This is a genomic window from Novosphingobium sp. 9 (assembly GCF_025340265.1).
GTDB lineage: Bacteria > Pseudomonadota > Alphaproteobacteria > Sphingomonadales > Sphingomonadaceae > Novosphingobium.
The window spans coordinates 720,274-745,148 of record NZ_CP022707.1 but is presented as its reverse complement, the minus strand read 5'-3'; the positions used below and the strand labels follow the sequence as shown (position 1 = coordinate 745,148).

Below are 24,875 nucleotides of genomic sequence, written 5' to 3'. Positions count from 1 at the left end.
CCGTATTTCTACGAACCATGTTTCCAACTCTGGATCGCAGACAATGGTTAACGACAGGTTTCGCGCCCCCGCGACCCCGGTATAAAACCCTAGCTTTTCCGTAAGAAAGGGCAAAGCCTAAGTGCAAACCCGAGGCTGATTTTTACCGAATCGTTACTCCGGCGCACCGGTTGGGCAGCGGGATCAGGCCGTCAGCGGCTCCAGCACGCGAATCGTGCCTGCAATCGAATCGATCTCGGCCGGGATTCCCACCGGAATACTGTCCTGATGGGCGATATGCCCGATCGCCGCGCCCTGGAACGCGGGCTTGCCCAGCGAAGCGAACTGCCGGTCGAGCACTTCGTAGATCGTGAAGTTGCCCCAGCCGCCATCCGGGTTGACGCAGTTGGTACACTGGCCGAACACGATGCCCGCCACCTTGTCGAAGATCCCGGCGAGCGAGAGCTGCGTCAGCATCCGGTCGATCCGGTATTCGGACTCGTTGGTATCCTCGATGAACAGGATCGCGCCGGTGAAGTCGGGCAGGTAGGGCGTGCCGACCAGCGCCGAAAGCACGGTGAGATTGCCGCCGAGCAGCCGCCCGCGCGCGGTGCCGGGATGGAAGGTGCGCACCGGGTTGGTCTGCGCGGACAGGCTGGTGCCGACATTGGCGGGCACCTTGTAGGTCGGCGTCGCGCCCTCGAAGGCGAGCGCATGGAAGGCATCCCACGCATCCTGCGGCCACGAAGCCGAGGCGTTCGGCCCATGCACGCTCGGCACCCCGGTATGCGCGGCAAACGCCAGATGCAGCGCGGTGTTGTCGCTGAAACCGCAGAATATCTTCGGATGGCGGGCGATCTCGGCATAGTCGAGCAGCGGCAGGATGCGCGCACATCCCCAGCCCCCGCGCACCGACATGATCGCGGACACGCTGTCATCGCGGAACATCTTCATGAGATCGTCGGCGCGGTCCTTGTCGGAACCGGCCAGATAGCCGTTGCGATCGAGCATGTGCGCGGCAGGCTTGGGCTCCAGCCCCATCGCGCGCACCGCCTCCATGATCTCCTCCAGCCCGAAACGGTCGGCAATGAAGCCTGCGGGCGCGACCAGCCCCAGCGTATCGCCTGCCTTCAGCGCCCTGGGCTTGCGCAGCGGCGGACGGGGTGGCGAAGTTGGGGCGGCACGGGCCAGTCCCCGCGCACCGATCATCACAGGCGCGGCAGCAAGAAGCCCGAGGGCGGAACGGCGGGGGAGCGCGGAAAAGGTCATGACGGCAGCAGCCTAACGATCGACATTCCTTCGGGCGAGCCCCTATTTCCGCTGCGCCTTTCACGAACCGCCAAAGATGTATTTGCAAACCGCCGGGGAAAGGCCATGAAGGGGTAATGACTAAAAAGACGATGACCGAAGACGAACAGCAGAGCCTGTCCCACCGCCGCTTCTACAAGGCCGAACAGGAAGCCGGCTTTGCCGACGCCCAGAGCGGCACGATCCAGACCCGCAACCCCGCCTACCGCCTCGCCTTTCAGGACACCGAGTTCCTGCTGCGCGACGAGCTGCGCCCGGTGCGTTTCCAGCTGGAACTGCTCAAGCCCGAGATGCTGCTGGAAGAGGCCAACATCGGCTCGACGCTGGTGATGTACGGCTCTGCCCGCATCCCCTCGCCCGAGGCCGCAGAGGCGCTGGTCGCCGCTGCCGACAGCGACGAACGCCGCGTGGTGGCCGAAAAGCTTGCCGCCAAGGCCAAGTATTACGATGAGGCACGCCGCCTCGCCCAGTTCGCGAGCCAGCGCGCCATCGTCGAGAAGGGCATGCGCCAGTTCGTGGTCTGCTCGGGCGGTGGCCCCTCGATCATGGAAGCCGCAAACCGCGGCGCCAGCGATGTCGGCGCGGAATCGCTGGGCCTCAACATCGTGCTCCCGCACGAGCAGGCGCCCAACCCCTATGTCACCCCGCGCCTCGCCTTCCAGTTCCACTACTTCGCGCTGCGCAAGATGCACTTTCTGCTGCGCGCCCGCGCGGTGGCGGTGTTCCCCGGCGGCTTCGGCACCTTCGATGAGTTCTTCGAACTGCTGACCCTGATCCAGACCGGCAAGATGAAGCCGATCCCGATCCTGCTCTACGGTCGCGAGTTCTGGGAGCGCGTGGTCAACTTCGAGGCCCTGGCCGAAGAAGGCGTGATCAACAAGGCGGACCTGAACCTGTTCACCTGGTGCGAGACCGCCGAAGACGGCTGGAAGCGCGTCTGCGAGTTCTACGACATCAAGTTCGAGACGCCCCGCACCACCTGAGCTTTCAGGACACCGAGCAAGGCACATGACCGGACAGGCAGCACCAGGCGCGACGATCACCACATCGCGTCTGGTGCTGCGCCCGGCCCTTGGCGACGACCTCGACGACCTCCATGCCGTGTTCGCGCATCCCGAGGCGATGCGCTACTGGTCGCGCCTGCCGCATACCAAGATGGACGAAACCCGCGACTGGCTGGCAGGCATGATCGCCCTGCCCGCACAGCAGGGTGAGGATTTCGTGATCGAACACGAAGGCCGCGCCATCGGCAAAGCCGGGTTCTGGCGCTTCCCGGAACTCGGCTTCATCCTGCACCCGGCATTCTGGGCACAGGGCCTGATGCGCGAGGCGCTGGAGGCCGTGCTGGCCCGTGGCTTCGCCAAACACCGCCTTCCCCACGCCACAGCCGACGTCGATCCGCGCAATATGGCCTGCCTCGGCCTGCTGACGCGGCTGGGTTTTCAGGAGACGGGCCGCGCGCAAGGTACATGGCAGGTTGGCGAGGAATGGTGCGACAGCGTCTACCTGCAACTCGACGCCGCCACCTTTCAGAGCCGCACCGCCTGATGACCCAGCGGGCCGTGCCCGGCGCCAAAGCCGGGTGCGGCCAGCAGGGCGGCACGAACGAAGGCGCGCGCCTGTTCGATCGCCTGTTCCAGCGCCGCCCCCTGCCCCAGCCCGGTGGCGATGGCGCTGGCCATCGTGCAGCCGGTGCCGTGGGTATGGCGCGTCTCGATCCGTGACGCCTGCCAGCGCCTCGGCGGCAGGCCGGGGCGCTCCAGCCGGTCCTCCACCACGTCGCCGGGGGCATCGCCGCCCTTCGCGAGGAACGCGATACCGCGCGCGACCAGCGCCTGTGCGCCGCCGAGGGCGGCCAGCTCGTTGTAATTGGGCGTCGTCAGCGTGGCGCGCGCCATCAGCCGGTTGAACGCGGCGACGGTATCGGCATCGGCCAGAACGGCTCCGCTAGTGGCGATCATCACCGGATCGAACACCACCGGCACGTCTGTCCGCTCCAGCAGATCGGCCACGGCGTGGGCGATATCGGCGCTGCCCAGCATGCCGATCTTCACCGCGTCCACGCCGATATCGTCGATACAGGCGCGGGTCTGCGCGATCACAAAGTCGGCAGGCATCACCTCGACCGCGCTCACGCCCAGCGAGTTCTGCGCGGTCAGCGCGGTGATCGCGGTCATCGCATAACCGCCCAGCATCGTGATCGTGCGGATATCGGCCTGAATACCGGCGCCACCCGAACTGTCGGACCCGGCAATAGAGAGGACGCGGGGGATGCTCATGCCCCCGATATTCACGCCAGAGCGCCGGACTTTCGGGCCTGCGTGCCGATCCGCACGCGCACCCCCACCCATTCGCGCAGCAGCACGGTCAGCTGCAGCGCGATCCCGGCCACGATCGCGCCCAGGATCATGTCGGTGAGATAGTGCGTGCCCTCGACCGGGGTGGAGAGCAGCATCGCCACGTTGATCGCGATCAGCGGCCAGCGGATCACCTTCTGGCGCGCCGCGAACGTTATCAGCAGCGTCGCGGCCGCCGCATGGAAGCTGGGCGCGGAAACGAGGCCCACGAGATGGCCGGGATCAACTTCGGTGAAGACATGCGCGCGCAGCTGCGGGATCACCTGCGGCTGCCACAGGTCGCTCACCGGCAGATAGGGGATCGCCCCGTGCCACAGATAGGCGAACGGGCCGACAGCAGGCATGAACCAGAAGGCGAACAGCGTGATCCACGCGGCAAGACACACGGCGACGATGAAGTCATGCGCCACGCGCCGCTGGCCGGTCCACGCCAGCCAGCCGAGCAGGATCGCCGGGGATACATAGATCATCGCATAGGCGCTGCGACTGACGTCCTGCAGCAGCGGATGCGCGGCCACCATGCGATACCAGGCCAGCCAGTCGAAATGGAGCGCCATGTCGGCACGCTGGAGCGCGGCATCGGCAAAGCCCCGGCTGAGCGCCGCGACCGGATAGCTCGCGATCGCGCAGGTCAGCGTGACGACCATGAACAGCGCCGCATATTCCACCATGTCGCCCAGCGGCCGCAGGATGCGGTGCGTGGTCCCGCGCGTGCGCCAGCGGAACAGGCCGAGCACCGCGAAGATCGCGGTATACAGCAGCGTTCCGGGCGCCCTGGCGGCGATCTCCACATCGGCGGCATGAAGCAGCAGCGCCAGCAGCACGCACCCGCCCGCCAGCAGCGACAGCACCATGCGCGAGGAGATCATCTGGATCTCGCGCGGCTCGGCAACGACGAGGGAAAGACGCGGCGGTTCGGACGGGTCATTGTGGGGCGGAGGAGGAGAGAAGGGACTGACGGCAGGCACGCGTGACCTCGAAAACACCGCTCTCTACAGATACTTCCGCCCTTTCCTGCGGTCGGGAAAGGCCAGGATCATGGCCGGCCCACCAATGCGGCGAAACCGGTCGAAACACACGACAGGACAAAAACTACTAGGACGGGAAATCTGAACGGCACCCTTCCGGGGTCGACCAGCCGTGAAACTTTTATGGCAACATGAGCCTCAGGTACAGTCCTGCCGCGCGCGAAAGGCCGTATCGGACCTTTCGCACGCAATGCAGCAGGCGCCTTACCCCTTGAAACGACGCTCCTTTGACGGCGGCGCCGAATCATGGTGCCGCTTCGCGCGCGTCGGCCGGTCGACCAGTTCACCCCCGCAATTGGGGCAAAGATCGTCCAGCGCATCAGCGCATTCGGTGCAATAGGTGCATTCGAAGCTGCAAATGAACGCGCCCGGCGCCTCGGCCGGCAGCGCCGTGCCGCAGCGTTCGCAATCGGGTCTCATTTCCAGCATCAGGGCACTCCGGCACATCAAGGCTCGCAGCAGCCCGTGAGCGCGCGCTTTTGCCGGATTGTTCGCGATTATGCCAGAGCCAAGCCGCAAGGCCCCTCGCCCGACCCGGCGATTTCGGGCCGGGGCGGGATATTGGGCAACAGGTGGCCCGTTACGCAGTAGCGATTCAGAGGGGGGCGATTCAGGTCCCGGCGATTCAGGCCGCCGCCTGCTCCACCGCCGAACAGACCTGCGCGACCGCCGCCTCGACCTGCGTGGCATCGTCGCCCTCGGCCATGACGCGGATCACCGGCTCGGTGCCCGAGGGACGGATCACCAGACGCCCGCGCCCGGCGAGCGAGGCCTCGACATCGGCGATCGCGGCCTTCACGCTCTCGGCCTCCAGCGGCTTGCCGCCCGAGAAGCGCACATTGCGCAGCAGCTGCGGCACCGGATCGAACAGATGGAGCAGCTCGCTTGCGCGCTTGCCGCTCTGCACCAGCGCCGCCAGCACCTGCAACGCCGCCACGGTGCCGTCGCCGGTGGTCGCATGGTCAAGCAGGATCATGTGCCCGGACTGTTCCCCGCCGACATTGAACTGCGACTTGCGCATGCGCTCCAGCACATGGCGATCGCCCACGGCGGTGCGCTCCAGCGTCAGCCCCTGTCCATTGAGGAAGCGTTCGAGGCCGAGGTTCGACATGATCGTCGCCACCACGCCGCCGCCGCGCAGACGGCCCTGCATCGCCCACTGGCTGCCGATCAGCGCCATGATCTGGTCTCCGTCGACCACCTTGCCCTTTTCGTCGACCACGATCAGGCGGTCGGCATCGCCATCGAGCGCGATGCCGATATCCGCGCCAGAGGACACCACCGTCTCCTGCAACAGCGAGGGGTGGGTCGAGCCGCAGGCCTTGTTGATGTTCTTGCCGTTGGGATTGACGCCGACCGCGACGATCTCCGCGCCCAGTTCCCACAGCGCCGAAGGGGCGACCTGATAGGCCGCGCCGTTCGCGCAATCGACCGCGATCTTCAGGCCATCGAGGCGGATCTGTTCGGGCAGCGAGCGCTTGACCGCGTGGATATAGCGCCCGCGTGCGTCGTCGATGCGACGGGCCCGACCGATCTCCTCGCTCTCGGCCAGCGCCAGTTCCTGCCCCAGCATCGCCTCGATGGCGAACTCGTCCTCATCGGAGAGCTTGAAGCCGTCGGGGCCGAACAGCTTGATACCGTTGTCCTCATACGGGTTGTGGCTGGCCGAGATCATCACGCCCACATCGGCGCGCAGTTCGCGCGTCAGCAGCGCGACGCCGGGCGTCGGCATCGGGCCCAGCAGCACCACGTCCATGCCCACGCTGGTGAAGCCTGCGACCATCGCGTTCTCGATCATGTAGCCGGACAGGCGGGTGTCCTTGCCGATCACCACGCGGTGGCGATGGGCGCCGCGCAGGAAGCGCTTGCCCGCCGCCTGCCCCACTTTCATCGCGGTGGCAGCGGTCATCGCACCCTTGTTGGTGCGACCGCGGATACCGTCGGTGCCGAAGAACTGCTTTGCCATACCTTGCGCCTTCCCGATCCTCGCCAGAGACCATTACTTCAACAGACCCGGCCCCACCGGAACGGCCCGCGCTTCGATGGTCCATAGCCCCTGTCTATCAACTTGCCCCTTCAGGCAAATTGCCAATGCGCGCAAGCTTGCTAAGGTTGCCGTGCAGGGACGAGCGCCACCGACGCCAAGAATGCGCGTGCGGCCTCAAGCAGACCGATCGTTTACCGCACCTGAAGGACCAGCATGACCGCCGATACCAGCGCGACCTCGAACGGTGCTCCTCCGCCCGGCGCCGCCTCCAACAGCGCCAGCCGCATGCCCGAGATCAAGGTGCCCGGCCTGCTTACCCTGGGAGGGCTGGCCGCCGGGCTCGCGCTCGGCCTCGCACTGGCGAAAACCAGCCTGATCGCGCCGCTGGCCGCCATCGCCGCGCCCATCGGTGCGCTGTGGCTGCAGGGCCTGCAGATGACGATCCTGCCGCTGGTAGCGGGCATGCTGTTCACCGGCATCGTCGAGACCGCCGCCGCCGCCAGCACCGGCGCCATCGCCCGGGGTACGCTCAGCTGGATCGTCGGCACGCTGGCGCTGTCCTCGGTCGTGGGCGCCAGCGTGATGACCGGACTGGTCGCCACGTTCGATCCGCCGCGCAGTTTCGTCCAGCCCGCCCACTCCACGGTGCCTCAGCAGGTGCCGGGCATGGCCGACTTCTTCCGCACCATCGTGCCGACCAACGTGGTCTCTTCCGCCGCGAACGACGCGATGCTGCCCGTGATCATCTTCGTCGCGCTGTTCGCGCTGGCCTCCACCCGTCTGGCCGAAGCGCCGCGCCGCCAGCTGGCGCTGTTGTTCGAGGGTATTGCCGGGGCGATGATGGTGGTGATCGGCTGGGTGCTGTGGCTGGCCCCCATCGGCGTCTTCGCGCTGGGGCTGACGCTCGCGGCGAACAGCGGGATGCAGGCAATCGGCGCGCTGGCGCAGTATATCGTGCTGGTCGCCAGTTGCGGCCTCGTCATGCTGCTGCTCGCCTATCCGGTGGCGATGGTGGCGGGGCGCAAGCGGCTGGGCGCCTTCGCCTCCGCCGTGCTGCCCGCGCAGGTAGTGGCGATCTCCACCCAGTCCTCGCTCGCCAGCCTGCCCGCGATGCTCGCCGCCTGTCGCCGTCTGGAACTGCGCGCGACCAGTGCCGAGTTCGTGCTGCCGCTGGCCGTCACGCTGTTCCGCGCGACCAGCCCGGCGATGAACGTGGGCGCCGCCGTCTTCGCTGCCCATATCGCCGGTGTCCATCTTTCGGCGGGCGCGCTGGCGGCGGGCGTCGTCGTCGCCTTCATCACCACCTTCGGCTCGGTCTCGCTGCCGGGCACGATCACCTATATTCTCAACATCGCGCCGGTCGCTGCCGCAATGGGCGTGCCGCTGTGGCCGCTGGGCATTCTGGTGGCGGTGGAGATGCTGCCCGACATCATGCGCACGGTCGGCAACGTGACGATGGACACCGCGATCACCGCCGCCATCGACCGCGGCGTGAACGAGGGCGAACACGACAGTGAGGCAGCACGTCCCGAAACGGTGCATTGAAACCAAAGCTCGATAAGCTTGGCTCATGGGGCTTTGGTTAAGCCCCGTGTGGCGCTTGAACATTTCCAAGGCGTGATGCGTCAGCATCTCAGCGCCTTGGCATGAAACGTGAACTTGCACTGAAATGGGACACTGAGAGAGGCAGGCGCGAAACGGGCAACCGCGCCGATTCGGATCGCCCTGCTCTCCTACCGGCTGGCCGCTGCCCGGCGAAACCGGCGTCCTCGTCATCGCTTGAACCGGGTGTATCCCCCTCAGGAGTTCCCGCCTCGATGACCACCGCCATCCGCAGCGCCGTGCCTGCCTCCCACGCCCGCCAGTTCCTCGAACCCGGTCCGGTGGTGATGCTCACCACCCATGCAGGCGGGGCGGACAACGTGATGACCATGGGCTGGCATCAGGTGCTGGAATTCACCCCTCGCTGGTCAGCTGCGTCGTTGCCAAGGGCAACCAGAGCCACGAGATGCTGCGCGCCAGCGGCGAATGCGTGATCAACGTGCCCACCGCCGATATGCTCGATACCGTGGTGGGCGTCGGCAACGTATCCGGCGCGGAGGGCGACAAGTTCGAACGCTTCAAACTGGAGCGCACCACCTCGCAGAAGGTCGCCGCGCCGTCGCTGCCGCAGTGCCATGCCAGCCTCGAATGCCGCATCCATGATGATCGCGCGGCGGAGCGCTACAACCTGTTCATCCTCGAAGTGCTGCATATCGACGCGCGCGACCATCCCACGGCGCCCGAATACGCGCACTACGTGGGCGATGGCGAGTTCATGCTCTCGGGCAAGCGCGTCTCGCGCCGCCACCTGTTCCGCCCGGACATGCTGGGGATATGATATAAACCAAAGGGTTGTATTCCTGCGGTGGTGCTTATCTCATAAGGCGAGCTGCACAGGAGATCCCCTTCATGACCGATACGCTTTTCGCCGATCCGCTCGAATGGGGCCATGGCCCGCATGTCTTCGAGGTATTCCTCGAACCCACCTGCCCGTTCTCGGTGCGCGCGTTCAACAAGCTCGACGCGTTCCTGGCGCTGGTGGGGGAGGACAAGGCGACGGTGAAGATCCGCCTGCAATCGCAGCCCTGGCACATGTTCTCGGGCGTGATCGTGCGCTGCATCCTCGCCGCCTCGACATTGCCCGAGGGCAAGGCCGCCGCGAAGAAGGTGATGCAGGCGGTCGCCGATCACCGCGAGGAATTCGAGTTCGAGCACCACGCCACCGGCCCCAACCGTCAGGCGACGCCCGACGATATCATCGCCCGGATCGAGGCCTATTCCGGCGTGCGGGTGACCGAAGCCTTCGCCGAGCCCGATCTTCAGAAGGCGATCAAGTGGCACTGCAAGTACGCGCGCCAGAACGGCATCCACGTCTCGCCCACCTTCATGCTCGACGGGCTGATCGATGCGAAGATGGGCAGCGGCGATGCCATCGAGGACTGGGCGAAAGCCTTGCTGGGGTAAGTTTTAGGCTGGGGTAAGTTCGGATGGGGGAGCGCCGGATCGCCCGGCCTCTCCCGTCTCACGCTTCCAGTTCGACGTCCCAGTAGAGCCAGTCGCGCCAGGTCTCGTGGAGGTAGTTGGGCGGGAAAGCGCGACCGCGCTCCTGCAACTGCCAGTTGGTCGGCCGGATCGGCTGGACCAGCGGCGGCATATGCGCCTGCCGGGGCGTGCGCCCGCCCTTCTTCAGGTTGCAGGGCGCACAGGCGGTGAGGATATTCTCCCAGCTGGTGCGCCCACCCAGCCGGCGCGGCACCACATGATCGAACGTCAGATTATGGGGAGACCCGCAGTACTGGCACGAAAAGCGATCGCGCAGGAACAGATTGAAGCGGGTAAAGGCCGGAAATTCCGAAGGTTTCACATATTCGCGCAAGGCGATCACCGAAGGGATCTGCATGGTCCAGTTGGGGCTGCGCACCGCCCGGTCGTAACTGGAAACGATATCGACCCTTTCGAGGACCACCGCCTTGATCGTGGTCTGCCAAGGCCAGAGACTTAAAGGATAATACGAGAGCGGGGTGTAATCCGCATTGAGAACAAGGGCAGGACAGTCGGAAAGACTTCGGGAGGGATCATCCTCCGCGCTGCGGAACCGGGCCGCGCGCTCTATCAGCTCCGATCTGAGCATGGCCTCCTGTCGCAGACCGCTATGACTGTATGATGGCAGTGCATGTACACTTTCCAGCACTTGGCGGACTCCACGTCAAGCCGAACCGCGATGACGCCGCGATTACAATCCACAGGCAGATGGGCCACAGCTGCGATTGCCCCTGACCTTGCCGCTTTCCGCCATCACCTTTCCTTTCGTCATCCCGGCGAATACTCTTGTCATCCCCGCGAAGGCGGGGATCCAGCTTTTTTCAGACGGAAGCACGCGAGCTTCTGGATCCCCGCCTTCGCGGGGATGACGAGAGGAATGAGAGCCCCCTTCCCCCATTCCCCCCGCGCGCTAGGCCCGCACGGGTGATCCGCACCCGCTTCGCCCCCAGTCCCAACGGCCAGTTGCACCTCGGCCACGCCTACGCCGCCGTGATCGCGCACGATCTGGCGCGGGCGCGCGGCGGTGCGTTCCAGCTGCGGATCGAGGATATCGACGGCGCCCGCAGTCGCGAGGACTTCGTGGACGATATCCTTGCCGACCTGACATGGCTGGGCCTTTCCTGGGACGGCCCGGTGATCCGCCAGTCGGCACACCTGACCCGCTTTGCCGAGGCGGGCGAGCGCCTCAAGGCGATGGGCCTGCTCTATCCCTGCGCCTGCACCCGCGCCGAGATCGCCGCCGCGATTGCCGAACACGGCGCTGTCCTCGGCCCCGACGGCCCGATCTATCCCGGCACCTGCCGCCACCGCGAGGTATCGCCCGAAGGCGCGGCATGGAGACTGGACATAGCCCGCGCCGTCGCGCTCACCGGACAGCTCGAATGGACTGACGAGGTCGCCGGGCCGCAGATCGCCACGCCCCAGATGTTCGGAGACGTCGTGCTGCTGCGCAAGGACCTGCCCGCCAGCTACCACCTCGCCGCGACGCTGGACGATGCGGCGGATGGCATCACGCTCGTCACGCGCGGGATGGACCTGTTCGCCGCCAGCCACATCCACCGTCTGTTGCAGGCGCTGCTCGATCTGCCGGTGCCGGTCTGGCACCATCACCCGCTCTTGGTCGAGCCCGATGGCCGCAAGCTGGCCAAGCGGCGCGGCTCTCCGGCGCTGGCCGACCGCCGCGCCGCAGGGGAAGACGGCCCCGCGCTGGCCGAGATGCTCAGAGCAGGAAGGTTGCCGGAAGGGCTGGCGGTATCTGACTACTCAGGCGTTCCCGTCGGCGCCAGAAACCGATAGCGCCGCGCGCCGACCGCGGCCACCAGCCCCGCCGTCACACCAACGAACGTCCCGACGAGAACGTCGCTGACGAAGTGCCATCCGCCGATCACCAGCGTGACCGCCGCGATCGCCAGCAGCGCGCCCAGCGGCCACACGCTCCACCGATAGCGCTGCATGAACACGCCCGCGAAAGCCCCGGCCAGCGCCATGTGTCCCGAAGGAAAGCTGCTATGCTCCGACCCTGCAAACCAGTAGAAGCCGTGCCACGCCCCATGCAGCACATCGGCGGGATTGGGAACGCCGAACAGTACCTTCAGAATGTTGGAATTGACGTCGTAGGCAAGGATCGAGGTCACGCAGGCCAGGATCACCGCCTTCTCGAAGTTCGAGGACCGGTGGCGGAACAGGCGCAGCCCCAGCATCGCGGCGATCATCGCGAATTCGAGCGCCATCAGCACGGTCCCGGCGAGACCCGATTCCAGCCCCTTCACGCTCTTGGAGACATGGTGGAAATACCGCTCGATCGCCAGATCGAAATGGACGAACGCGACCCCCGACACGGCCATGCAGACGACCAGACACAGCAGCCAGTACCGGATGGCAGAAGCAGAAAAAGGCATCACAGACCGGGTATTTCCCTAGCAAAGGCGCGCATCGCCGCCAGACGCGGCCACCAAGACACAGGCGCGATCCACATCCCCCTTAGCCGTCCTTCCAGCTTGGGCAAGACAGGATCGCACACTCGATGACCTTGGCAAAATGGCGAATGAGACTGCTTTCGCCCCACGGTGGACATATCTCTCTCCTCTTCAGGGGAGAGATACGAAGGCTTGGCAGCTTGCTGCCTAGCCGTAGTTGAGAGGGGTTAGGTCGCGCGCTCCCCTCTCCCAACCCTCTCCCTGAAGGAGAGAGGGCTATGACCGCTCCCCACCCATAGCGGACCTTTACTCTCTCTCCTTTGCGTGGAGAGGACTATGCTCCCCTCACCAGTCGATCGTGCCGCGTCCGTGTTCGGCCAGAAAGGCGTTGGTGCGGCTGAAGTGGCGGCAGCCGAAGAAGCCGCGATGCGCCGACAGCGGGCTGGGATGCGGGCCTGACAGCACCAGATGATGGCTCTGCGCAAGGCCGGGCACGCGCATCGCCTTGGTCTGGGCATGACTGCCCCACAGCAGGAAGACGCAAGGCTCGGCCTTGGCCGCGACGGCCGCGACGACGGCATCGGTGATCGCTTCCCAGCCGCGCTTCTGGTGCGATCCGGCCTGCCCCTCCTCCACCGTCAGCGCGTTGTTGAGCAGCAGCACGCCCTGCCGCGCCCAGTGTTCGAGATTGCCGTGCCCCGGCGCGGTGACGCCGCAATCGGTGGCCAGTTCCTTGTAGATGTTCACCAGCGAGGGCGGCGTGCGCACGCCTTCCTGCACCGAGAACGCGAGCCCGTGCGCCTGCCCCGCACCGTGATAGGGGTCCTGCCCCAGGATCACCACGCGCACCTCATTCAGCGGCGTCAGTTCCAGCGCGCGCAGGCGGGTGCCGCGCGGCGGGAAGATACGCTTTCCGGCGGCTTCCTGTTCGTGCAGCCAGCCGCCCAGCCGCCGCGACTCGGGGTGGAGAGCACAGCTTCGAGTGCTGCCTGCCACGAGATCGGAACCGGCGGCGGAACGCCCGGCGCCTGATCCGTGTGATCCATTTGCCTCGCATCCATGGACTTCGCCCTTCGTTGTGCACCGCATCGGCCTGTTGTGCATTGCATCGACAATGCCGCCATTGCGGAAACCGGGTCCAGTCCCTAAGCATTTTCAGATTATGGCTGTCTATCTCCACGAAGAAGATCTCCCCGAAGGCGTGCTCGCGCCGGGACCCGTTGCCGTCGACACCGAGACGATGGGGCTCATCACCCCGCGTGACCGTCTGTGTGTCGTCCAGATTTCCGATGGGCAGGGCGACGAGCACCTCGTCCGCTTCGCGCCGGGCAGCGACTATGCCGCGCCCAACCTGCGCGCGGTGCTGGCCGATCCGGCGCGCCTGAAGCTCTATCATTTCGCCCGCTTCGATCTGGCGGCGATCGAACACTACCTCGGCGTTACCGCAGCGCCGGTGTTCTGCACCAAGATCGCCAGCAAGCTGGTGCGCACTTATACCGACCGCCACGGCCTGAAGGATCTGGTGCGCGAACTGCTGGGCAAGGAAGTCTCCAAGCAGCAGCAGTCGAGCGACTGGGGCGCCGCCGAGCTGAGCGAGCCGCAGAAGGACTATGCCGCCTCCGACGTGCGCTATCTCCACGCCATGCACACCATTCTGGTGGAGCGTCTGGCGCGCGAGAAGCGCACCGAACTGGCGCAGGCCTGCTTCGACTTCCTGCCTGCCCGCGCGCGGCTGGATCTCGCCGGCTGGCCCGAGCACGACATCTTCAGCCACGCTGCGGCCTGATCGCGGCGCCTTCGGAACCATCGCATGTCGGTAGAGGCCACCCAGATCCGCAACCGCCGCCAGCATCTGGCAAGGCCGGGCGGCGCGCGCGACCGGATGATCGCGCTGCTGTCCAGGGCCCTGCCCGCAGGCATAGGCGTGATGCTGGCAGTGCTGATCGTCACGCCGCTGGCACCGCGCGGAGAAGTCAGCTTCCTGCTCGACCGCAACAAGGTGGCCGTCACCAACGATCGCCTTGCCGCCACCAATGCCGGCTATCGCGGCAAGGATGACCGGGGCCGCCCGTTCCTCATCACCGCCGACCACGCGCTGCAGACATCGGCGACCGACTCGATCGTCAACCTCCAGGGGCTGGGGGCGGAGCTGTCACTCAATGACGGTCCTGCGCGGATCAACGCCCCCACCGGCCGTTACGATTATAACGTCGAAAAGCTGCAGGCCGATGGCCCGGTGGTTTTCAACGGGCCTGACGGCTATCATATGACCACCAGCAAGGTGGATATCGACATCAAGACCAAGACTGCTAAGGGAACCGGCGGCGTTCAGGGCCAGGTTCCGACCGGTACGTTCAGCGGAGACACGATGTCTGCCGATTTCGAGAACCGGACGGTCATTCTGGACGGCCGTGCCCGCATGACGATCGTGCCGGGCAAGATGAGGATACCCAAATGACGCTTCGCCGCGCAGGCCGTGCCGTTTTGATGACCGCCATGGCGGGTAGCTGCCTGCTGCTGGCCACGCAGTCCGGCGCGCAGATGCTCAAGGGTCATGACAGCAATGCCCCGGTCCATACCGAAGCCGATCACATCGAACTTCAGGACAAGCAGAACCGCGTGATCCTGACCGGCAACGTCGATGTCACGCAGGCCGAACTGCGCCTGCGCTCGGCCCGCACGCTGGTCAATTACACGCAGGGCAACCAGACGCAGATCCAGCGCATCACCGCCAGCGGCAACGTCATCGTCACGCGTCCGGGTGAAGTGGCGACCGGCGATACCGCGATCTACGATTTCAACAAGCGGATCATCACGATGATCGGCAATGCCACGATCAAGCGCGACAACGGCGATACACTGCATGGCGGACGCTTCGTGATCGACCTCAACTCCGGTGTCTCGCAGGCGACGGGCGGGCGCGTCTCAGGCACCTTCACGGTGCCCAAGCAGCAGAACCAGTCCTCGTCGACGCAGAGCACCGCCACGCAGGGCGCGCCCAAGAAGAAGTGATCTTCGCAAGCCTTCCGGAAGCGAAATTCCGGAAGGCCTGCGACACCAAACCGTTTTCCTACATCATCGAACCTGCGTATCTGGTTTTGGGCCTTCCTCAGAGACAGGAGCCCCGATGACCAGTCCGATTTCTACCCCCGCCCGTTATACGCCCGCCTTCGCAGTCGGCTTTTCCGACACCGGCGGCGACTTCTCGCTCGTGCATGCAGCACAGCCCCTGCCTGTCACGATGGCCGCCAGCGCGCCTGCAGCAGCTCTCAGCAGCACCGCCGCCGCCAATGCGATCGCTGGCCCCTACATTCCGGTTGCCGGTCGCACGGTGATGATCTCGCTCTCGGGAACCTGGTCCGGCACCGTCCGCCTGCTGCGCTCTATCGATGGCGGCGCGACAAAAGTGCCCGTCACCGTGGGCGGCAGCGCCTGGGGCAGTTCACCGGCAATGCGTGCGAGCCGGTATGGGCAGAAGAAGAGGACGGCGTGAGCCTCTGGCTCGATATCGTGCTGACCAGCGGCAGCGTCAGCTATCGGCTTTCGCAGTAAGACCAAAGCTCGATGAGCCGGACTCATCGGAGATTGGTACAAGAGCCCATTTGAAAATTCGGCATAGCCGAATTTGGCGGCACCGGCCCTCTCCTCCACCCTACCACCCGTACGATACTACCGTTGGGTGACAGGGTGGGGAGAGGGCCGGTGCCGAACCAAAAATGCCGCCGCAGGCATTTTTCAAACTGACTCTAAAAGCGCCTTTCGCAAGACCACCATCCTTTGCGGGGTCTCCGGCCTTCTCTCACCGCGCATCAATAGGCGCGATCGTGGACCAGCACTCTGAGCGTCATCGCGAGTATCTGGATGTCGCGCAGGATCGTCCAGCCCTCCAGATACTCCAGATCCGCCTGCAAGCGATCGGTAAGATCCGATTCGCGATCCGTGGCGCCGCGGAAGCCACGCACCTGCGCCAGCCCGCTGAGGCCCGGCTTCAGACAATGCCGTTGCCAGTAGCGACGATCGACTTCCCAGAACAGCTTGCTGCCCGCCAGCGAGCCCATGGCATGCGGACGCGGCCCGACAAGGCTCATGTCGCCAAGCAGAACGTTGAACAGTTGCGGCAGCTCATCGATGCTGGTGCCGCGGATGAACCGACCGACGCGGGTGATCCGCTGATCGGTGCGCGAGGCGGACTGACTGCCGTCCGCATCGCTCAACGCCTGCGACATCGAACGGAACTTGTACATCGAGAAGAAGCGATTGCCGCGACCGATCCGCCGCTGGACGAACAGCACCGGGCCACCGTCCTGAAGCTTCACCGCCGCCGCCACGACAAGCAGCAACGGCGAAAGCGCCAGGATTGCCGCGCCGGAAAACGCTATGTCGAAGAGCCGCTTCATCGCCCGATCGCGCAGACCCAGCGGCCCGGTCGAGACCATGAGCAGACCATAGCCGCCAGCCACACGCGCGCCTTGGGCACCGAGGCGCGCGACTTCGTCGTCCAGCACTTCCCCGTCGACATTGGCGCCCTTCAGCACCACAGCCCAGGATGCGCGCCGCTCCGGCGGGCAGCTGACGATCACGCGGTCGATATTGCGCAGTACCAGCCCCACGCGCGCCAGCATGTGCGGATCATCGAGGTTCAGGCGCAACCCCATGGCTGCCGCAGAGACGCGGATGGCACCGGGGATCTGCACTTGCGGGCCACCGTCATCGATCACCAGTTCGTTGATGACGTTGTGTCCGCAGCGCCAGCTGACAAAGCTGCGCAGCTGAAGGCGCCCCCATACAGCCAATGCCGATGCGCTCAGGGCCCCGGACACGAAGCCGATGCGCGAAAACTCCGTCGATGCCTTGACCAGGAAGTGTACGAAGATCACCGCGACCAGACCGATCGCCATGGCGAACAGCGCCCGACCGATGCCGGTCCAGGGGCGTCGCAGTGCAGCGATCGAATAGGCGCCGTTGTACAGACCGATGGTCAGGTAGATAGGAAACAGCATCTGTGCGAGCAGCAGCGATTCTTCAGCCCGCGCTGTCCCATGAAAACATAACCGACGATCGAGAACCCGACCAGGATCGCAAAAATGTCTGCCAGAAGCAGAGCCAGATAGCATTGCAGCCGTCGTTGCGTGAGCGAAGGCGCCACGAGCAGTGCACTGTCTGCCAGCTGCGAATCAGCCAATGCCTGTTGGGCGATGGGCGCATTCATGACGTTTGCACTCCCCAACCTGTTCCTCCCGCCCGATAATTCCCAGACGGCGCACCAGACAGCCCCTCGCTGCACTGCAATAGGTATAACTACCAGGGCATACTTACGGCAACCACAAATACTGCAATGATGGAATGTTCCGCAGGCAGGGTTATATTTACGATCTGCTGGCGATCTGCGTTATCTGGGTCATCACCTGCGACAATAAAAGCTCGGAATCCTGATTGTTTTTCATCAGGATGCGATGCGTTTCCACCAGTCTCGCGCCCAGTCGGGCCAATCGCGGACCGTGCCATATCCGCAACTGTGCGCCCAATACCGCCTGATCTTTCCAGAATATGCGGCGGGCATCGACTTCAGTCTTGATAAAGGCTGCAATATCGGCCTGCTCGCCCAGCCGGGCGTTGAGCGCCGCCAGTTGCGCCACGCGCCGCTCGATGGCCAGCAGCAAGCCCACCGGGTTGATCGCCTGATCGCGAAACCGCTTGAGCTCGCCTGCCAGCTGGGCCTTGCGACCGCCCAGCACGGCATCCACCAGTGGCCCGAAATCGTCATCTTCGGTGCGCGCTGCCACGGCATCGAGATCGGCAACCGTGACGGCACGCGGGGTCTGCGCCGTTGCATCCATGTAGAGCGCCAGTTTCTCGACCTCTGCACGGGCAAGGCGCGTGTCGAGCCCGGCAGCACGCGCGATCCGCTCGGCCAGATCGCTGCCCATCTTGAGCCCGGCCCCGTTGGCCATCGCGCGCACCGAACCCGACACGGCGGCAAGGTCAGGCGGGTAGAACATCGCGACCAGCGCATCGGGGCGCGGCGCGAGCAGCTTGGCGGTGCGCGACTTGTCGGTGGCACCGGTGGCGACGACCAGCACCGGGCAAGGCTCGGCCTCGCCTTCCAGCAGGATCGACAGGGCATCGTGCGCCTCATCGCCCTGCACGCGAATCCAGATATGGCGCGTGCCGCCGAACAGCGAGGTCGAGCGCGCCTCGTCACCCAGCCGGACGGGATCGCGCTTCAGTTCGGCGCCGGTGAACTCGATTCGCTCGCCGGGATCGAGCAGCAGGTCGAAAATGCGCGCGGCGGCATCGCCCGCGCTCGCCTCGTCACCGCAGAAGAAGAAGACGCGCGCCTGACCCGCGACGCGCTGAGCCAGACCTGCGAAATCGCGCTGGGTGGCCTTCACTGGTCCGTATCGCCGCGCAGGCGCAGCGCGACACTGGTGACGATCCGGGTGGCGATATCCTTCGACAGGTTCTCCAGCGCCGTCTGCTCCGCCGCGATCGTCGCATAGTCGGAACTGACGACGTCGATGCCTGCGTCCGAGCTGGCGCTCGAATCGAGCAGCACTTCGCCGGTGGCATTGTCCACCAACTGATAACGCGCGCTGAGCGTGCGGCGTTCGCGCGTGATCGAGTCGTCCGACAGCACCGCAAGGCCTTCGAGCTTGTCGTCGAGACGCACATCGAGGCGGTACTTGGGGTTGCTGACCTTGCCGCTGCCCAGATTGTCGACCAGCGCATTGCGCACCAGCCAGCCGTCCTGCCCGCTGATCGCCGAGACTTCCACGCTGGAAAGCCCTGCGCGATCGCGCCATGGCCGCCGCCGGCATACATCGGCGTCAGGCCGCAGCCCGACAGCGTCAGAGGGAGGACCAGCGCAGCGGCGGCGAGAGGCAGGAGGCGCTTCATGCGACCAGGTTCACCAGACGGTCGGGCACGACGATCACTTTCCTTACCTCGGCTCCATCGAGGGCACGCTGCACCTTCTCGCTGGCGAGGGCAAGCGCTTCGAGTTCCTCCTTCGAGGTGCCCTTGGCGACGGTCAGCGTGTCGCGCAGCTTGCCCTTGACCTGCACCGCCACGGTCACTTCGTCGTCGACCAGCAGCGCCGGATCGACTTCGGGCCACAGCGCCTCGGCGACGAGCCCCTCTCCGAAGGTCGACCATGCCTCTTCGGCAAGGTGCGGCATCATCGGCGCGATCAGCAGCAGCAGCGTGCGGATCGCCTGCGAGCGGCTGGCAGAGGGAACGGCCTTCTCGGTGGCGCCGGTCAGTTCGTAGATGCGTGCCACGGCCTTGTTGAAGCCGAGCGATTCGATGTCGCCGGCGATCGCGGCGACGGTCTGGTGCGCCTTGCGGTCAAGAGCCTTGTCCTCGCCGGTCGCGCTCGCATCGAACTGGCCGAACAGACGCCACAGGCGCTGCACGAAGCGGCCGCAGCCCTCGATCCCGGCTTCCGACCACGGCAGGTCACGCTCGGGCGGGCTGTCGGACAGCATGAACCAGCGGATCGCATCGGCGCCGTAAGTCGCGACGATCTCGTCGGGATCAACGACGTTCTTCTTCGACTTCGACATCTTGATGACTTTGCCGACTTCCACCGGCTGGCCATCGGCCTTGAGCGTCGCGCCATCGGCGCTGCGCGTGATCTCGGACGGCGCGAAGAACACCGAACGCCCGCCCTCGGGACGCGAATAGGTCTCGTGCGTCACCATGCCCTGCGTGAACAGGCTGGCGAACGGCTCCGTGACCTCGACCTTGCCGACCCGGGCCAGTGCGCGGGTCCAGAAGCGGGCATAGAGCAAGTGCAGGATCGCGTGCTCGATACCGCCGATGTACTGTTCCACCGGCAGCCACTTGGCGATCACCGCCGGGTCGAACGGCGCGTCGGCAGGCTGGCTGGCGAAGCGCAGGAAATACCACGAGCTGTCCGCGAAGGTATCGAGCGTGTCGGTCTCGCGCCGCGCCGCGTGCCCACATTGCGGACAGTCGACATGCTTCCATGTCGGGTGACGGTCGAGCGGGTTGCCCGGCACCGAGAAATCGACGTCCTCGGGCAGCGTGACCGGCAGGTGCTTCTTGGGCACCGGCACCACGCCGCAGATCTCGCAGTGGACGAACGGGATCGGCGTGCCCCAGTAGCGCTGGCGCGAAACGCCCCAGTCGCGCAGGCGCCACACCGTCTGGCCCTGTCCCCAGCCCTCACCTTCGGCCCGCGCGATGACGGCAGCCTTGGCCTCGGCGACGCTCAGGCCGTTCAGGAAGTCGGAGTTCACCAGAACCCCATCGCCTGCCTCTGACTCACCGTCGAAGGGCTTGTCGGCCTCCTCGGCGCTGGCCGCGACAACGCGCAGGATCGGCAGGGCGTACTTGGTCGCGAACTCGAAATCGCGCTGGTCATGCCCCGGAACGGCCATCACCGCGCCGGTGCCGTAGTCCATCAGCACGAAGTTGGCGATGTAGACCGGCAGCGCCGCACCGGTGAATGGATGCTTGGCGGTGATGCCGGTATCGAAGCCCAGCTTCTCCGCCGTTTCCAGCTCAGCCGCCGTCGTCCCGCCCTGCTTGCACAGCGCGATAAAGTCCTGCACGTCGGCGCGCCCTTCGGCGACCTTCTGCGCGATCGGGTGATCGGCGGCGACAGCCACGAAGCTGGCGCCGAAAATGGTGTCAGGACGGGTCGAGTAGACTTCCACCGCGCCGCCGTCGGACAGGTCGAAGCGGAACTGCAACCCTTGCGACTTGCCGATCCAGTTCTCCTGCATCGTGCGGACCTTCTCGGGCCACTTGTCGAGCGTGGAGAGGCCTTCGAGCAGTTCGTCGGCGAAATCGGTGATCTTGAGGAACCACTGCGAGAGCTTGCGCTTCTCGACCAGCGCGCCCGAACGCCAGCCGCGCCCGTCGATCACCTGCTCGTTCGCCAGCACGGTCATGTCGACCGGGTCCCAGTTCACCGCCGATTCCTTGCGGTAAACCAGATCGTTGGCATAGAGATCGAGGAACAGCGCCTGTTCGTGGCCGTAGTATTCCGGCTCGCAGGTGGCGATCTCGCGGCTCCAGTCGAGCGCGAAGCCCAGGCGCTTCAACTGCGCCTTCATGTTGGCGATATTGTCGCGCGTCCAGCCGCCGGGTGAACGCCCTTTTCCATCGCCGCGTTTTCGGCGGGCATGCCGAACGCGTCCCAGCCCATCGGGTGCAGCACTTCATGGCCGCGCATGCGCTTGTAGCGCGCCAGCACGTCACCCATGGTGTAGTTGCGGACGTGGCCGATGTGGATGCGCCCCGAAGGATAGGGGAACATCTCAAGGACATAGCTGCGCGGCTTGGTGGTCGCATCGTCGGCACGGAAAACCTGTGCCTCGTCCCAAACCTTCTGCCAGCGCGTGTCCGCCTGAGCCGGATCGAACCGCTCGGTCATGTATCAGTCTCTCTCAAGGGCAGATCGCGCCCTGCGGGGTGGCGTCGCCGGTCCTTTTCAAACCGGGAACGACGACGCGCAGGAAATATCAGTTGGAGCTGGTGATCGATTCGCGACGCAGGTCACGCGCCTTGGTGAGGATGATATCCTCCAGCTTCTGGACCGTTGCAGCCTGTACCGGTGCTGGCGCCCAGGTGCCGTTCTGCTGCACTTCGCGGGTCGCCGCGACGTTCAGCGCATCGGCGCGCAGATCCTGATCGAGGATCGTCACCGAGACCTTCATCCGCTCGGTCGGGTCCTTGGGGTTGACGTACCAGTCGGTGACGATGACGCCGCCGTTGCTGTCGGTCTGGAGCAGCGGCATGAACGACAGCGCATCGAGGCTGGCGCGCCACAGGTAGCTGTTCACGCCGATCGTCGTCACCTTCGAGGCCGCAAGCACGGCCTGCGACTGCACCGGACGCTTGCCCGCGCACCCCGCCATCGAAAGCGCGACAACGCCGCAGAGGCCGGCGGCGAGACCGGCGCGGGCCAGCTTGCCTGCAAGAGTACGGCCGGTGTCGGTGCTTCCTGTCATCGTAATTCCAGTTCCTGTTCCATGACGTCCATCCGGCCACAGGGGCAACGGGCCTGACGCGCGAAGATCCATCGCCTCTATAGCTGCCCGCGCTCGCGCGGCAAGGGCCACCGCAGCAGGTGCCGTCGTTTGCCGGCCTGTAGACGAAAGCGGTTTGCATGCGGACACGACTGGCAGCCGTGGCATTAGGGACGGGCAAGCTAAACGCGCGATGAACGAGGAAAGGGGAACGGGAAGGGTGTACGATGCACGAGACCGCTCCCCACGCCGATCAGCCTGTGTTAAGCCGGATGCTGCTTCATAGGATGCGCCCGAAGCCATCGCCCCGCCGGACGATGCCGCGCTGAAGGAAAACTGGGTCGGATCGTCTGGACATGGCAACGCTTGCCTTATCTCAACCCCGCATCGTGCAGGAGCCGGACTCCGCGCCGCGCTCGGCCATGCGTGCGGGACTGGGACTTGCCTCCTGCGTGGCGGTGCTTGCGCTGCCCAGCGCGATGCTCGCCTTTGCAACGAACCTGCGCCACGCCCATGCCGTTACCGTGGTCGATCCGCTGACAGCGGCCACCGATTCGCTTTCGCTTGCCCGCGAGATGGCCCTGCGCTCGCTCGCCAAGGGGCAGCGGTTTCCGTTTACTCCGGCCGGTACGCCCAATCGTCCGGAGCGCGCCGTGACGGTGGCGGTCCGTGTCGACCCCGAAGCCGCCAAGGCGATCATCGTCCATGGACATATCCCTCTGCCGCAGGCCGATGACAGCCCCACCGCGGCAGCCAATCGCATGCGCATCGCGCCGGCCGCCTTCAATCTGGGGGTTTCGCGCGGGGGATACCAGTCGTTCTCGCAGCAGAACCTCGTTCCCCCTTCGCCAGCGCCGCACGATATTCAGGACCTTCCCGATCTCAAGCGCTTCAACCTGACGCCGGGCGGGAACAGCAAAGCCGATCCCTCGCGCTTCAGCACGCGACTTTCCTTCGATGACAAGCACCCGACCGGACGATCGCCACGCAGCTATGCCGGTGATTCGAACGAAGTTGACGTCGGCGGCGCCTATCGCGTGACCAAGAATCTCGATGTCACGGCAGGCGTGCGCTACACACAGGACCGCGAGCGACTGATGCCGCTGACCGACGGCAAGCTGGACAGTCAGGCCGTCTATCTCGGCACCCAGTTCAAGTTCTGAAACCTGATATTCCCGTTCTGACAAGGGTCCAGGCCTGGGCGAGGACCCCGCGTGTCCGTCAAGCGGTGAGATGCAAAGCATTGCGTGCACCACGCGCATGTTGCGTTCAAAAATTGCAAGTTTAACTCACCGAACTGCAATCTTGCCCTGCCATCAAGCATTTCCTAGCAATAGCATGACTGTCATCGGACAGGCGCAAGGGAAAGGATCGATATGGCGAAAGTGGCAATCGTGACCGGCGGAACCCGCGGCATCGGCGAGGCGATCTCGCTGGCCCTGAAAGAGCGTGGCCACACCGTCGTCGCGAATTATGCAGGCAATGAGGAAAAGGCCAAGGCCTTTACCGAGCGTACCGGAATTGCCGCCTATCGCTGGGACGTGGGCGATCACGAGGCCTGCCTCGTCGGCTGCAAGCGCGTGGAAGATGAAGTCGGCCCGATCGATATCGTCGTCAACAATGCCGGGATTACCCGTGACGGCGTGCTCCACAAGATGACCTTCGATGACTGGAACGAGGTCATGCGCATCAACCTTGGCGGCTGCTTCAACATGGCCAAGGCGACGTTCCCCGGCATGCGCGAACGCAAGTGGGGCCGTATCGTCAACATCGGCTCGATCAACGGGCAGTCGGGCCAGTACGGTCAGGTGAACTACGCCGCCGCCAAGTCCGGCATCCACGGCTTCACCAAGGCGCTGGCGCAGGAAGGCGCCAAGTTCGGCGTGACCGTGAACGCCATCGCGCCCGGCTATATCGACACCGACATGGTCGCTGCCGTTCCCGCCACCGTGCTGGAGAAGATCGTCGCCCGCATCCCGGTGGGCCGCCTTGGTGCCGCCAAGGAAATCGCGCGCGGCGTGGCCTTCCTGTGCGACGACGAAGCCGCTTTCGTCACCGGCTCGACGCTGTCGATCAACGGCGGCCAGCACATGTACTGATGCGAGGTTCGGGAGCGGCGTTCACGTCGTTCCCGCTCTTCCCGGTCCACCCCGGCGCCCTAAAGCAGGGTCATGACCTCGCCCTATCATCCCCCGGTCAAGCGTTCGGTCGAGATCGCCGGACACAAGACCTCGATCAGCCTCGAACCGGTGTTCTGGGACCGGTTGCGCACAGCAGCCTCGCACGAGGGCGTGCCCGTGAATGCGCTTGTCGCGCGCATCGACGCGGAACGGCTGGAAGCCGATGTGCCTCCCGGCCTCGCAGGCGCGATCCGCATCTGGCTGATGCTCCACCAGCGCTGACACGAAAAAGGGCGGCAAGCCTTTCAGCCGCCGCCCTTCTTATAGCTTACGCCGAGCCTCAGTACGCTGGCGGATCGCTGGCCGGAAAGCTCTCGTCCGAGGCTTCGTCCACCTTGCTCCAGCCTTTCGGCTTGCCGGTCATGTTGTCCGGCCCGGCATCGCGGACGTGGCGGTGATCGCCGCCCGCAAAGGCCAGTTCGTCCTTGTCGCGGTTGAGGTACTTGTAGAGCGCATAGCCAGCCGCGCCCAGCGCGGCGGTACGGATCAGACCCATGGGTGCATCCTCCTTGGCAGTGAATATCTGCCGGGAAG

At 65.4% G+C, this 24,875-nt stretch carries 26 protein-coding genes and 3 pseudogenes; 14 read left to right on the top strand and 15 right to left on the bottom strand.

Translation table 11 applies throughout. From position 1 onward, the window contains the following. Positions 1-183: 183 nt before the first annotated feature. On the bottom strand, positions 184-1,248 hold the full coding sequence (locus CI805_RS03675) for an LD-carboxypeptidase (protein ID WP_260926358.1): 1,065 nt from the start codon (positions 1,246-1,248) through the stop codon (positions 184-186). A 131-nt stretch (positions 1,249-1,379) separates the two neighbouring features. On the opposite strand from CI805_RS03675, the gene CI805_RS03670 reads away from it, so the two are divergent. Next, entirely contained in the window at positions 1,380-2,270 is an 891-nt protein-coding gene (locus tag CI805_RS03670) for an LOG family protein (protein WP_260926357.1), read from the top strand. A 25-nt stretch (positions 2,271-2,295) separates the two neighbouring features. Continuing rightward, positions 2,296-2,835 (top strand): GNAT family N-acetyltransferase, encoded by a 540-nt coding sequence (locus tag CI805_RS03665; protein WP_260926355.1) that lies wholly within the window; start codon positions 2,296-2,298, stop codon positions 2,833-2,835. Here CI805_RS03665 and thiD read toward each other — a convergent pair. The 4 genes from thiD to glmM form a co-directional block, all read right to left on the bottom strand. Continuing rightward, positions 2,817-3,566, bottom strand: a complete 750-nt coding sequence (gene thiD / locus CI805_RS03660; protein ID WP_260926351.1) for a bifunctional hydroxymethylpyrimidine kinase/phosphomethylpyrimidine kinase — start codon at positions 3,564-3,566, stop codon at positions 2,817-2,819. The two genes, CI805_RS03665 and thiD, sit on opposite strands and share 19 nt — an antisense overlap. Positions 3,567-3,577: 11 nt before the next feature. After that, a complete protein-coding gene (locus CI805_RS03655) occupies positions 3,578-4,513 on the bottom strand; it encodes a phosphatase PAP2 family protein (RefSeq protein WP_260926350.1) in 936 nt (311 codons plus the stop codon). A gap of 363 nt (positions 4,514-4,876) precedes the next feature. After that, positions 4,877-5,101: a DUF1272 domain-containing protein gene (locus CI805_RS03650; protein ID WP_260926349.1), complete on the bottom strand. Its 225-nt coding sequence runs from the start codon at positions 5,099-5,101 to the stop codon at positions 4,877-4,879. A gap of 196 nt (positions 5,102-5,297) precedes the next feature. Continuing rightward, entirely contained in the window at positions 5,298-6,638 is a 1,341-nt protein-coding gene (gene glmM, locus CI805_RS03645; protein ID WP_260926347.1) for a phosphoglucosamine mutase, read from the bottom strand. Positions 6,639-6,872: 234 nt separating this feature from the next. Between glmM and CI805_RS03640 the strand changes: the two genes are divergently transcribed. The 4 genes from CI805_RS03640 (at position 6,873) to CI805_RS03625 (ending at position 9,665) form a co-directional block, all read left to right on the top strand. Beyond that, positions 6,873-8,204, top strand: a complete 1,332-nt coding sequence (locus CI805_RS03640) for a dicarboxylate/amino acid:cation symporter (protein ID WP_313958519.1) — start codon at positions 6,873-6,875, stop codon at positions 8,202-8,204. A gap of 272 nt (positions 8,205-8,476) precedes the next feature. Further along, positions 8,477-8,695, top strand: a complete 219-nt coding sequence (locus tag CI805_RS03635; RefSeq protein ID WP_260926345.1) for a hypothetical protein — start codon at positions 8,477-8,479, stop codon at positions 8,693-8,695. After that, complete coding sequence (locus tag CI805_RS03630) at positions 8,668-9,039, top strand: flavin reductase family protein (RefSeq protein WP_260926344.1); 372 nt, start codon at positions 8,668-8,670, stop codon at positions 9,037-9,039. The genes CI805_RS03635 and CI805_RS03630 overlap by 28 nt, the downstream gene beginning before the upstream one ends. A 71-nt stretch (positions 9,040-9,110) precedes the next feature. Continuing rightward, a complete protein-coding gene (locus CI805_RS03625; protein ID WP_260926343.1) occupies positions 9,111-9,665 on the top strand; it encodes a DsbA family protein in 555 nt (184 codons plus the stop codon). A gap of 58 nt (positions 9,666-9,723) precedes the next feature. Here the strand turns inward: CI805_RS03625 and CI805_RS03620 are convergent, their stop codons facing one another. Beyond that, on the bottom strand, positions 9,724-10,332 hold the full coding sequence (locus CI805_RS03620) for an HNH endonuclease (protein ID WP_260926342.1): 609 nt from the start codon (positions 10,330-10,332) through the stop codon (positions 9,724-9,726). A gap of 335 nt (positions 10,333-10,667) precedes the next feature. Between CI805_RS03620 and gluQRS the strand changes: the two genes are divergently transcribed. Further along, positions 10,668-11,540, top strand: a complete 873-nt coding sequence (gene gluQRS, locus CI805_RS03615; RefSeq protein WP_260926341.1) for a tRNA glutamyl-Q(34) synthetase GluQRS — start codon at positions 10,668-10,670, stop codon at positions 11,538-11,540. Here the strand turns inward: gluQRS and CI805_RS03610 are convergent. Both CI805_RS03610 and CI805_RS03605 read right to left on the bottom strand, forming a co-directional pair. After that, positions 11,504-12,142: a phosphatase PAP2 family protein gene (locus CI805_RS03610; protein WP_260926340.1), complete on the bottom strand. Its 639-nt coding sequence runs from the start codon at positions 12,140-12,142 to the stop codon at positions 11,504-11,506. The two genes, gluQRS and CI805_RS03610, sit on opposite strands and share 37 nt — an antisense overlap. Before the next feature lie 363 nt (positions 12,143-12,505). Further along, positions 12,506-13,206: pseudogene (locus tag CI805_RS03605) on the bottom strand (uracil-DNA glycosylase). A 116-nt stretch (positions 13,207-13,322) separates the two neighbouring features. Here CI805_RS03605 and CI805_RS03600 point away from each other — a divergent pair. The 4 genes from CI805_RS03600 (at position 13,323) to CI805_RS03585 (ending at position 15,653) form a co-directional block, all read left to right on the top strand. Beyond that, positions 13,323-13,946: a ribonuclease D gene (locus tag CI805_RS03600; protein ID WP_260926339.1), complete on the top strand. Its 624-nt coding sequence runs from the start codon at positions 13,323-13,325 to the stop codon at positions 13,944-13,946. 24 nt (positions 13,947-13,970) lie between these two features. Then, complete coding sequence (locus CI805_RS03595) at positions 13,971-14,618, top strand: LPS export ABC transporter periplasmic protein LptC (RefSeq protein WP_260926338.1); 648 nt, start codon at positions 13,971-13,973, stop codon at positions 14,616-14,618. Then, positions 14,615-15,172, top strand: a complete 558-nt coding sequence (locus CI805_RS03590; RefSeq protein ID WP_409934929.1) for an LptA/OstA family protein — start codon at positions 14,615-14,617, stop codon at positions 15,170-15,172. The genes CI805_RS03595 and CI805_RS03590 overlap by 4 nt, the downstream gene beginning before the upstream one ends. A gap of 115 nt (positions 15,173-15,287) precedes the next feature. Next, on the top strand, positions 15,288-15,653 hold the full coding sequence (locus tag CI805_RS03585; protein WP_260926336.1) for a hypothetical protein: 366 nt from the start codon (positions 15,288-15,290) through the stop codon (positions 15,651-15,653). A gap of 316 nt (positions 15,654-15,969) precedes the next feature. Here the strand turns inward: CI805_RS03585 and CI805_RS03580 are convergent, their stop codons facing one another. The 6 genes and pseudogenes from CI805_RS03580 to CI805_RS03555 form a co-directional block, all read right to left on the bottom strand. Then, positions 15,970-17,160 carry a sugar transferase gene (locus CI805_RS03580; protein WP_260926334.1) on the bottom strand — a complete coding sequence of 397 codons (1,191 nt, stop codon included), beginning with the start codon at positions 17,158-17,160 and terminating at the stop codon, positions 15,970-15,972. Then, on the bottom strand, positions 17,139-17,369 hold the full coding sequence (locus CI805_RS03575) for a hypothetical protein (protein WP_260926332.1): 231 nt from the start codon (positions 17,367-17,369) through the stop codon (positions 17,139-17,141). Before CI805_RS03575 ends, CI805_RS03580 begins: the two co-directional genes overlap by 22 nt. 157 nt (positions 17,370-17,526) lie before the next feature. Beyond that, positions 17,527-18,552, bottom strand: a complete 1,026-nt coding sequence (gene holA, locus CI805_RS03570) for a DNA polymerase III subunit delta (RefSeq protein WP_260926330.1) — start codon at positions 18,550-18,552, stop codon at positions 17,527-17,529. Then, positions 18,549-19,057: pseudogene (gene lptE, locus CI805_RS03565) on the bottom strand (LPS assembly lipoprotein LptE). Before lptE ends, holA begins: the two are co-directional and overlap by 4 nt. Continuing rightward, a pseudogene (leuS, locus tag CI805_RS03560) lies at positions 19,054-21,566 on the bottom strand (leucine--tRNA ligase). Before leuS ends, lptE begins: the two co-directional pseudogenes overlap by 4 nt. Positions 21,567-21,654: 88 nt before the next feature. Beyond that, positions 21,655-22,143, bottom strand: a complete 489-nt coding sequence (locus tag CI805_RS03555; protein WP_409934928.1) for a DUF3576 domain-containing protein — start codon at positions 22,141-22,143, stop codon at positions 21,655-21,657. A 374-nt stretch (positions 22,144-22,517) separates the two neighbouring features. Here CI805_RS03555 and CI805_RS03550 point away from each other — a divergent pair, with 374 nt between their 5' ends. From CI805_RS03550 to CI805_RS03540, 3 genes are all read left to right on the top strand, one after another. Then, positions 22,518-23,324, top strand: coding sequence for a hypothetical protein (locus tag CI805_RS03550; protein WP_260926328.1), 807 nt, complete (start codon positions 22,518-22,520; stop codon positions 23,322-23,324). Between the two features lie 213 nt (positions 23,325-23,537). Next, positions 23,538-24,260, top strand: coding sequence for an acetoacetyl-CoA reductase (phbB, locus tag CI805_RS03545; protein ID WP_260926326.1), 723 nt, complete (start codon positions 23,538-23,540; stop codon positions 24,258-24,260). A gap of 72 nt (positions 24,261-24,332) precedes the next feature. Further along, positions 24,333-24,563: a ribbon-helix-helix domain-containing protein gene (locus CI805_RS03540; protein ID WP_260926324.1), complete on the top strand. Its 231-nt coding sequence runs from the start codon at positions 24,333-24,335 to the stop codon at positions 24,561-24,563. A gap of 58 nt (positions 24,564-24,621) precedes the next feature. On the opposite strand, the gene CI805_RS03535 is transcribed toward CI805_RS03540, so the two are convergent. After that, complete coding sequence (locus tag CI805_RS03535; RefSeq protein ID WP_260926322.1) at positions 24,622-24,837, bottom strand: hypothetical protein; 216 nt, start codon at positions 24,835-24,837, stop codon at positions 24,622-24,624. Positions 24,838-24,875: the final 38 nt, after the last annotated feature.

Excerpts from the sequence above, each read along its gene's own strand:
- CI805_RS03675 (WP_260926358.1), bottom strand. The coding sequence starts at position 1,248 with ATGACCTTTTCCGCGCTCCCCCGCCGTTCCGCCCTCGGGCTTCTTGCT.
- CI805_RS03670 (WP_260926357.1), top strand. The coding sequence starts at position 1,380 with ATGACCGAAGACGAACAGCAGAGCCTGTCCCACCGCCGCTTCTACAAG.
- CI805_RS03665 (WP_260926355.1), top strand. The coding sequence starts at position 2,296 with ATGACCGGACAGGCAGCACCAGGCGCGACGATCACCACATCGCGTCTG.
- thiD (WP_260926351.1), bottom strand. The coding sequence starts at position 3,566 with ATGAGCATCCCCCGCGTCCTCTCTATTGCCGGGTCCGACAGTTCGGGT.
- CI805_RS03655 (WP_260926350.1), bottom strand. The coding sequence starts at position 4,513 with ATGATCTCCTCGCGCATGGTGCTGTCGCTGCTGGCGGGCGGGTGCGTG.
- CI805_RS03650 (WP_260926349.1), bottom strand. The coding sequence starts at position 5,101 with ATGCTGGAAATGAGACCCGATTGCGAACGCTGCGGCACGGCGCTGCCG.
- glmM (WP_260926347.1), bottom strand. The coding sequence starts at position 6,638 with ATGGCAAAGCAGTTCTTCGGCACCGACGGTATCCGCGGTCGCACCAAC.
- CI805_RS03640 (WP_313958519.1), top strand. The coding sequence starts at position 6,873 with ATGACCGCCGATACCAGCGCGACCTCGAACGGTGCTCCTCCGCCCGGC.
- CI805_RS03635 (WP_260926345.1), top strand. The coding sequence starts at position 8,477 with ATGACCACCGCCATCCGCAGCGCCGTGCCTGCCTCCCACGCCCGCCAG.
- CI805_RS03630 (WP_260926344.1), top strand. The coding sequence starts at position 8,668 with ATGCTGCGCGCCAGCGGCGAATGCGTGATCAACGTGCCCACCGCCGAT.
- CI805_RS03625 (WP_260926343.1), top strand. The coding sequence starts at position 9,111 with ATGACCGATACGCTTTTCGCCGATCCGCTCGAATGGGGCCATGGCCCG.
- CI805_RS03620 (WP_260926342.1), bottom strand. The coding sequence starts at position 10,332 with ATGCTCAGATCGGAGCTGATAGAGCGCGCGGCCCGGTTCCGCAGCGCG.
- CI805_RS03610 (WP_260926340.1), bottom strand. The coding sequence starts at position 12,142 with ATGCCTTTTTCTGCTTCTGCCATCCGGTACTGGCTGCTGTGTCTGGTC.
- CI805_RS03600 (WP_260926339.1), top strand. The coding sequence starts at position 13,323 with ATGGCTGTCTATCTCCACGAAGAAGATCTCCCCGAAGGCGTGCTCGCG.
- CI805_RS03595 (WP_260926338.1), top strand. The coding sequence starts at position 13,971 with ATGTCGGTAGAGGCCACCCAGATCCGCAACCGCCGCCAGCATCTGGCA.
- CI805_RS03590 (WP_409934929.1), top strand. The coding sequence starts at position 14,615 with ATGACGCTTCGCCGCGCAGGCCGTGCCGTTTTGATGACCGCCATGGCG.
- CI805_RS03585 (WP_260926336.1), top strand. The coding sequence starts at position 15,288 with ATGACCAGTCCGATTTCTACCCCCGCCCGTTATACGCCCGCCTTCGCA.
- CI805_RS03580 (WP_260926334.1), bottom strand. The coding sequence starts at position 17,160 with ATGCTGTTTCCTATCTACCTGACCATCGGTCTGTACAACGGCGCCTAT.
- CI805_RS03575 (WP_260926332.1), bottom strand. The coding sequence starts at position 17,369 with ATGAATGCGCCCATCGCCCAACAGGCATTGGCTGATTCGCAGCTGGCA.
- CI805_RS03555 (WP_409934928.1), bottom strand. The coding sequence starts at position 22,143 with ATGACAGGAAGCACCGACACCGGCCGTACTCTTGCAGGCAAGCTGGCC.
- CI805_RS03550 (WP_260926328.1), top strand. The coding sequence starts at position 22,518 with ATGGCAACGCTTGCCTTATCTCAACCCCGCATCGTGCAGGAGCCGGAC.
- phbB (WP_260926326.1), top strand. The coding sequence starts at position 23,538 with ATGGCGAAAGTGGCAATCGTGACCGGCGGAACCCGCGGCATCGGCGAG.
- CI805_RS03540 (WP_260926324.1), top strand. The coding sequence starts at position 24,333 with ATGACCTCGCCCTATCATCCCCCGGTCAAGCGTTCGGTCGAGATCGCC.
- CI805_RS03535 (WP_260926322.1), bottom strand. The coding sequence starts at position 24,837 with ATGGGTCTGATCCGTACCGCCGCGCTGGGCGCGGCTGGCTATGCGCTC.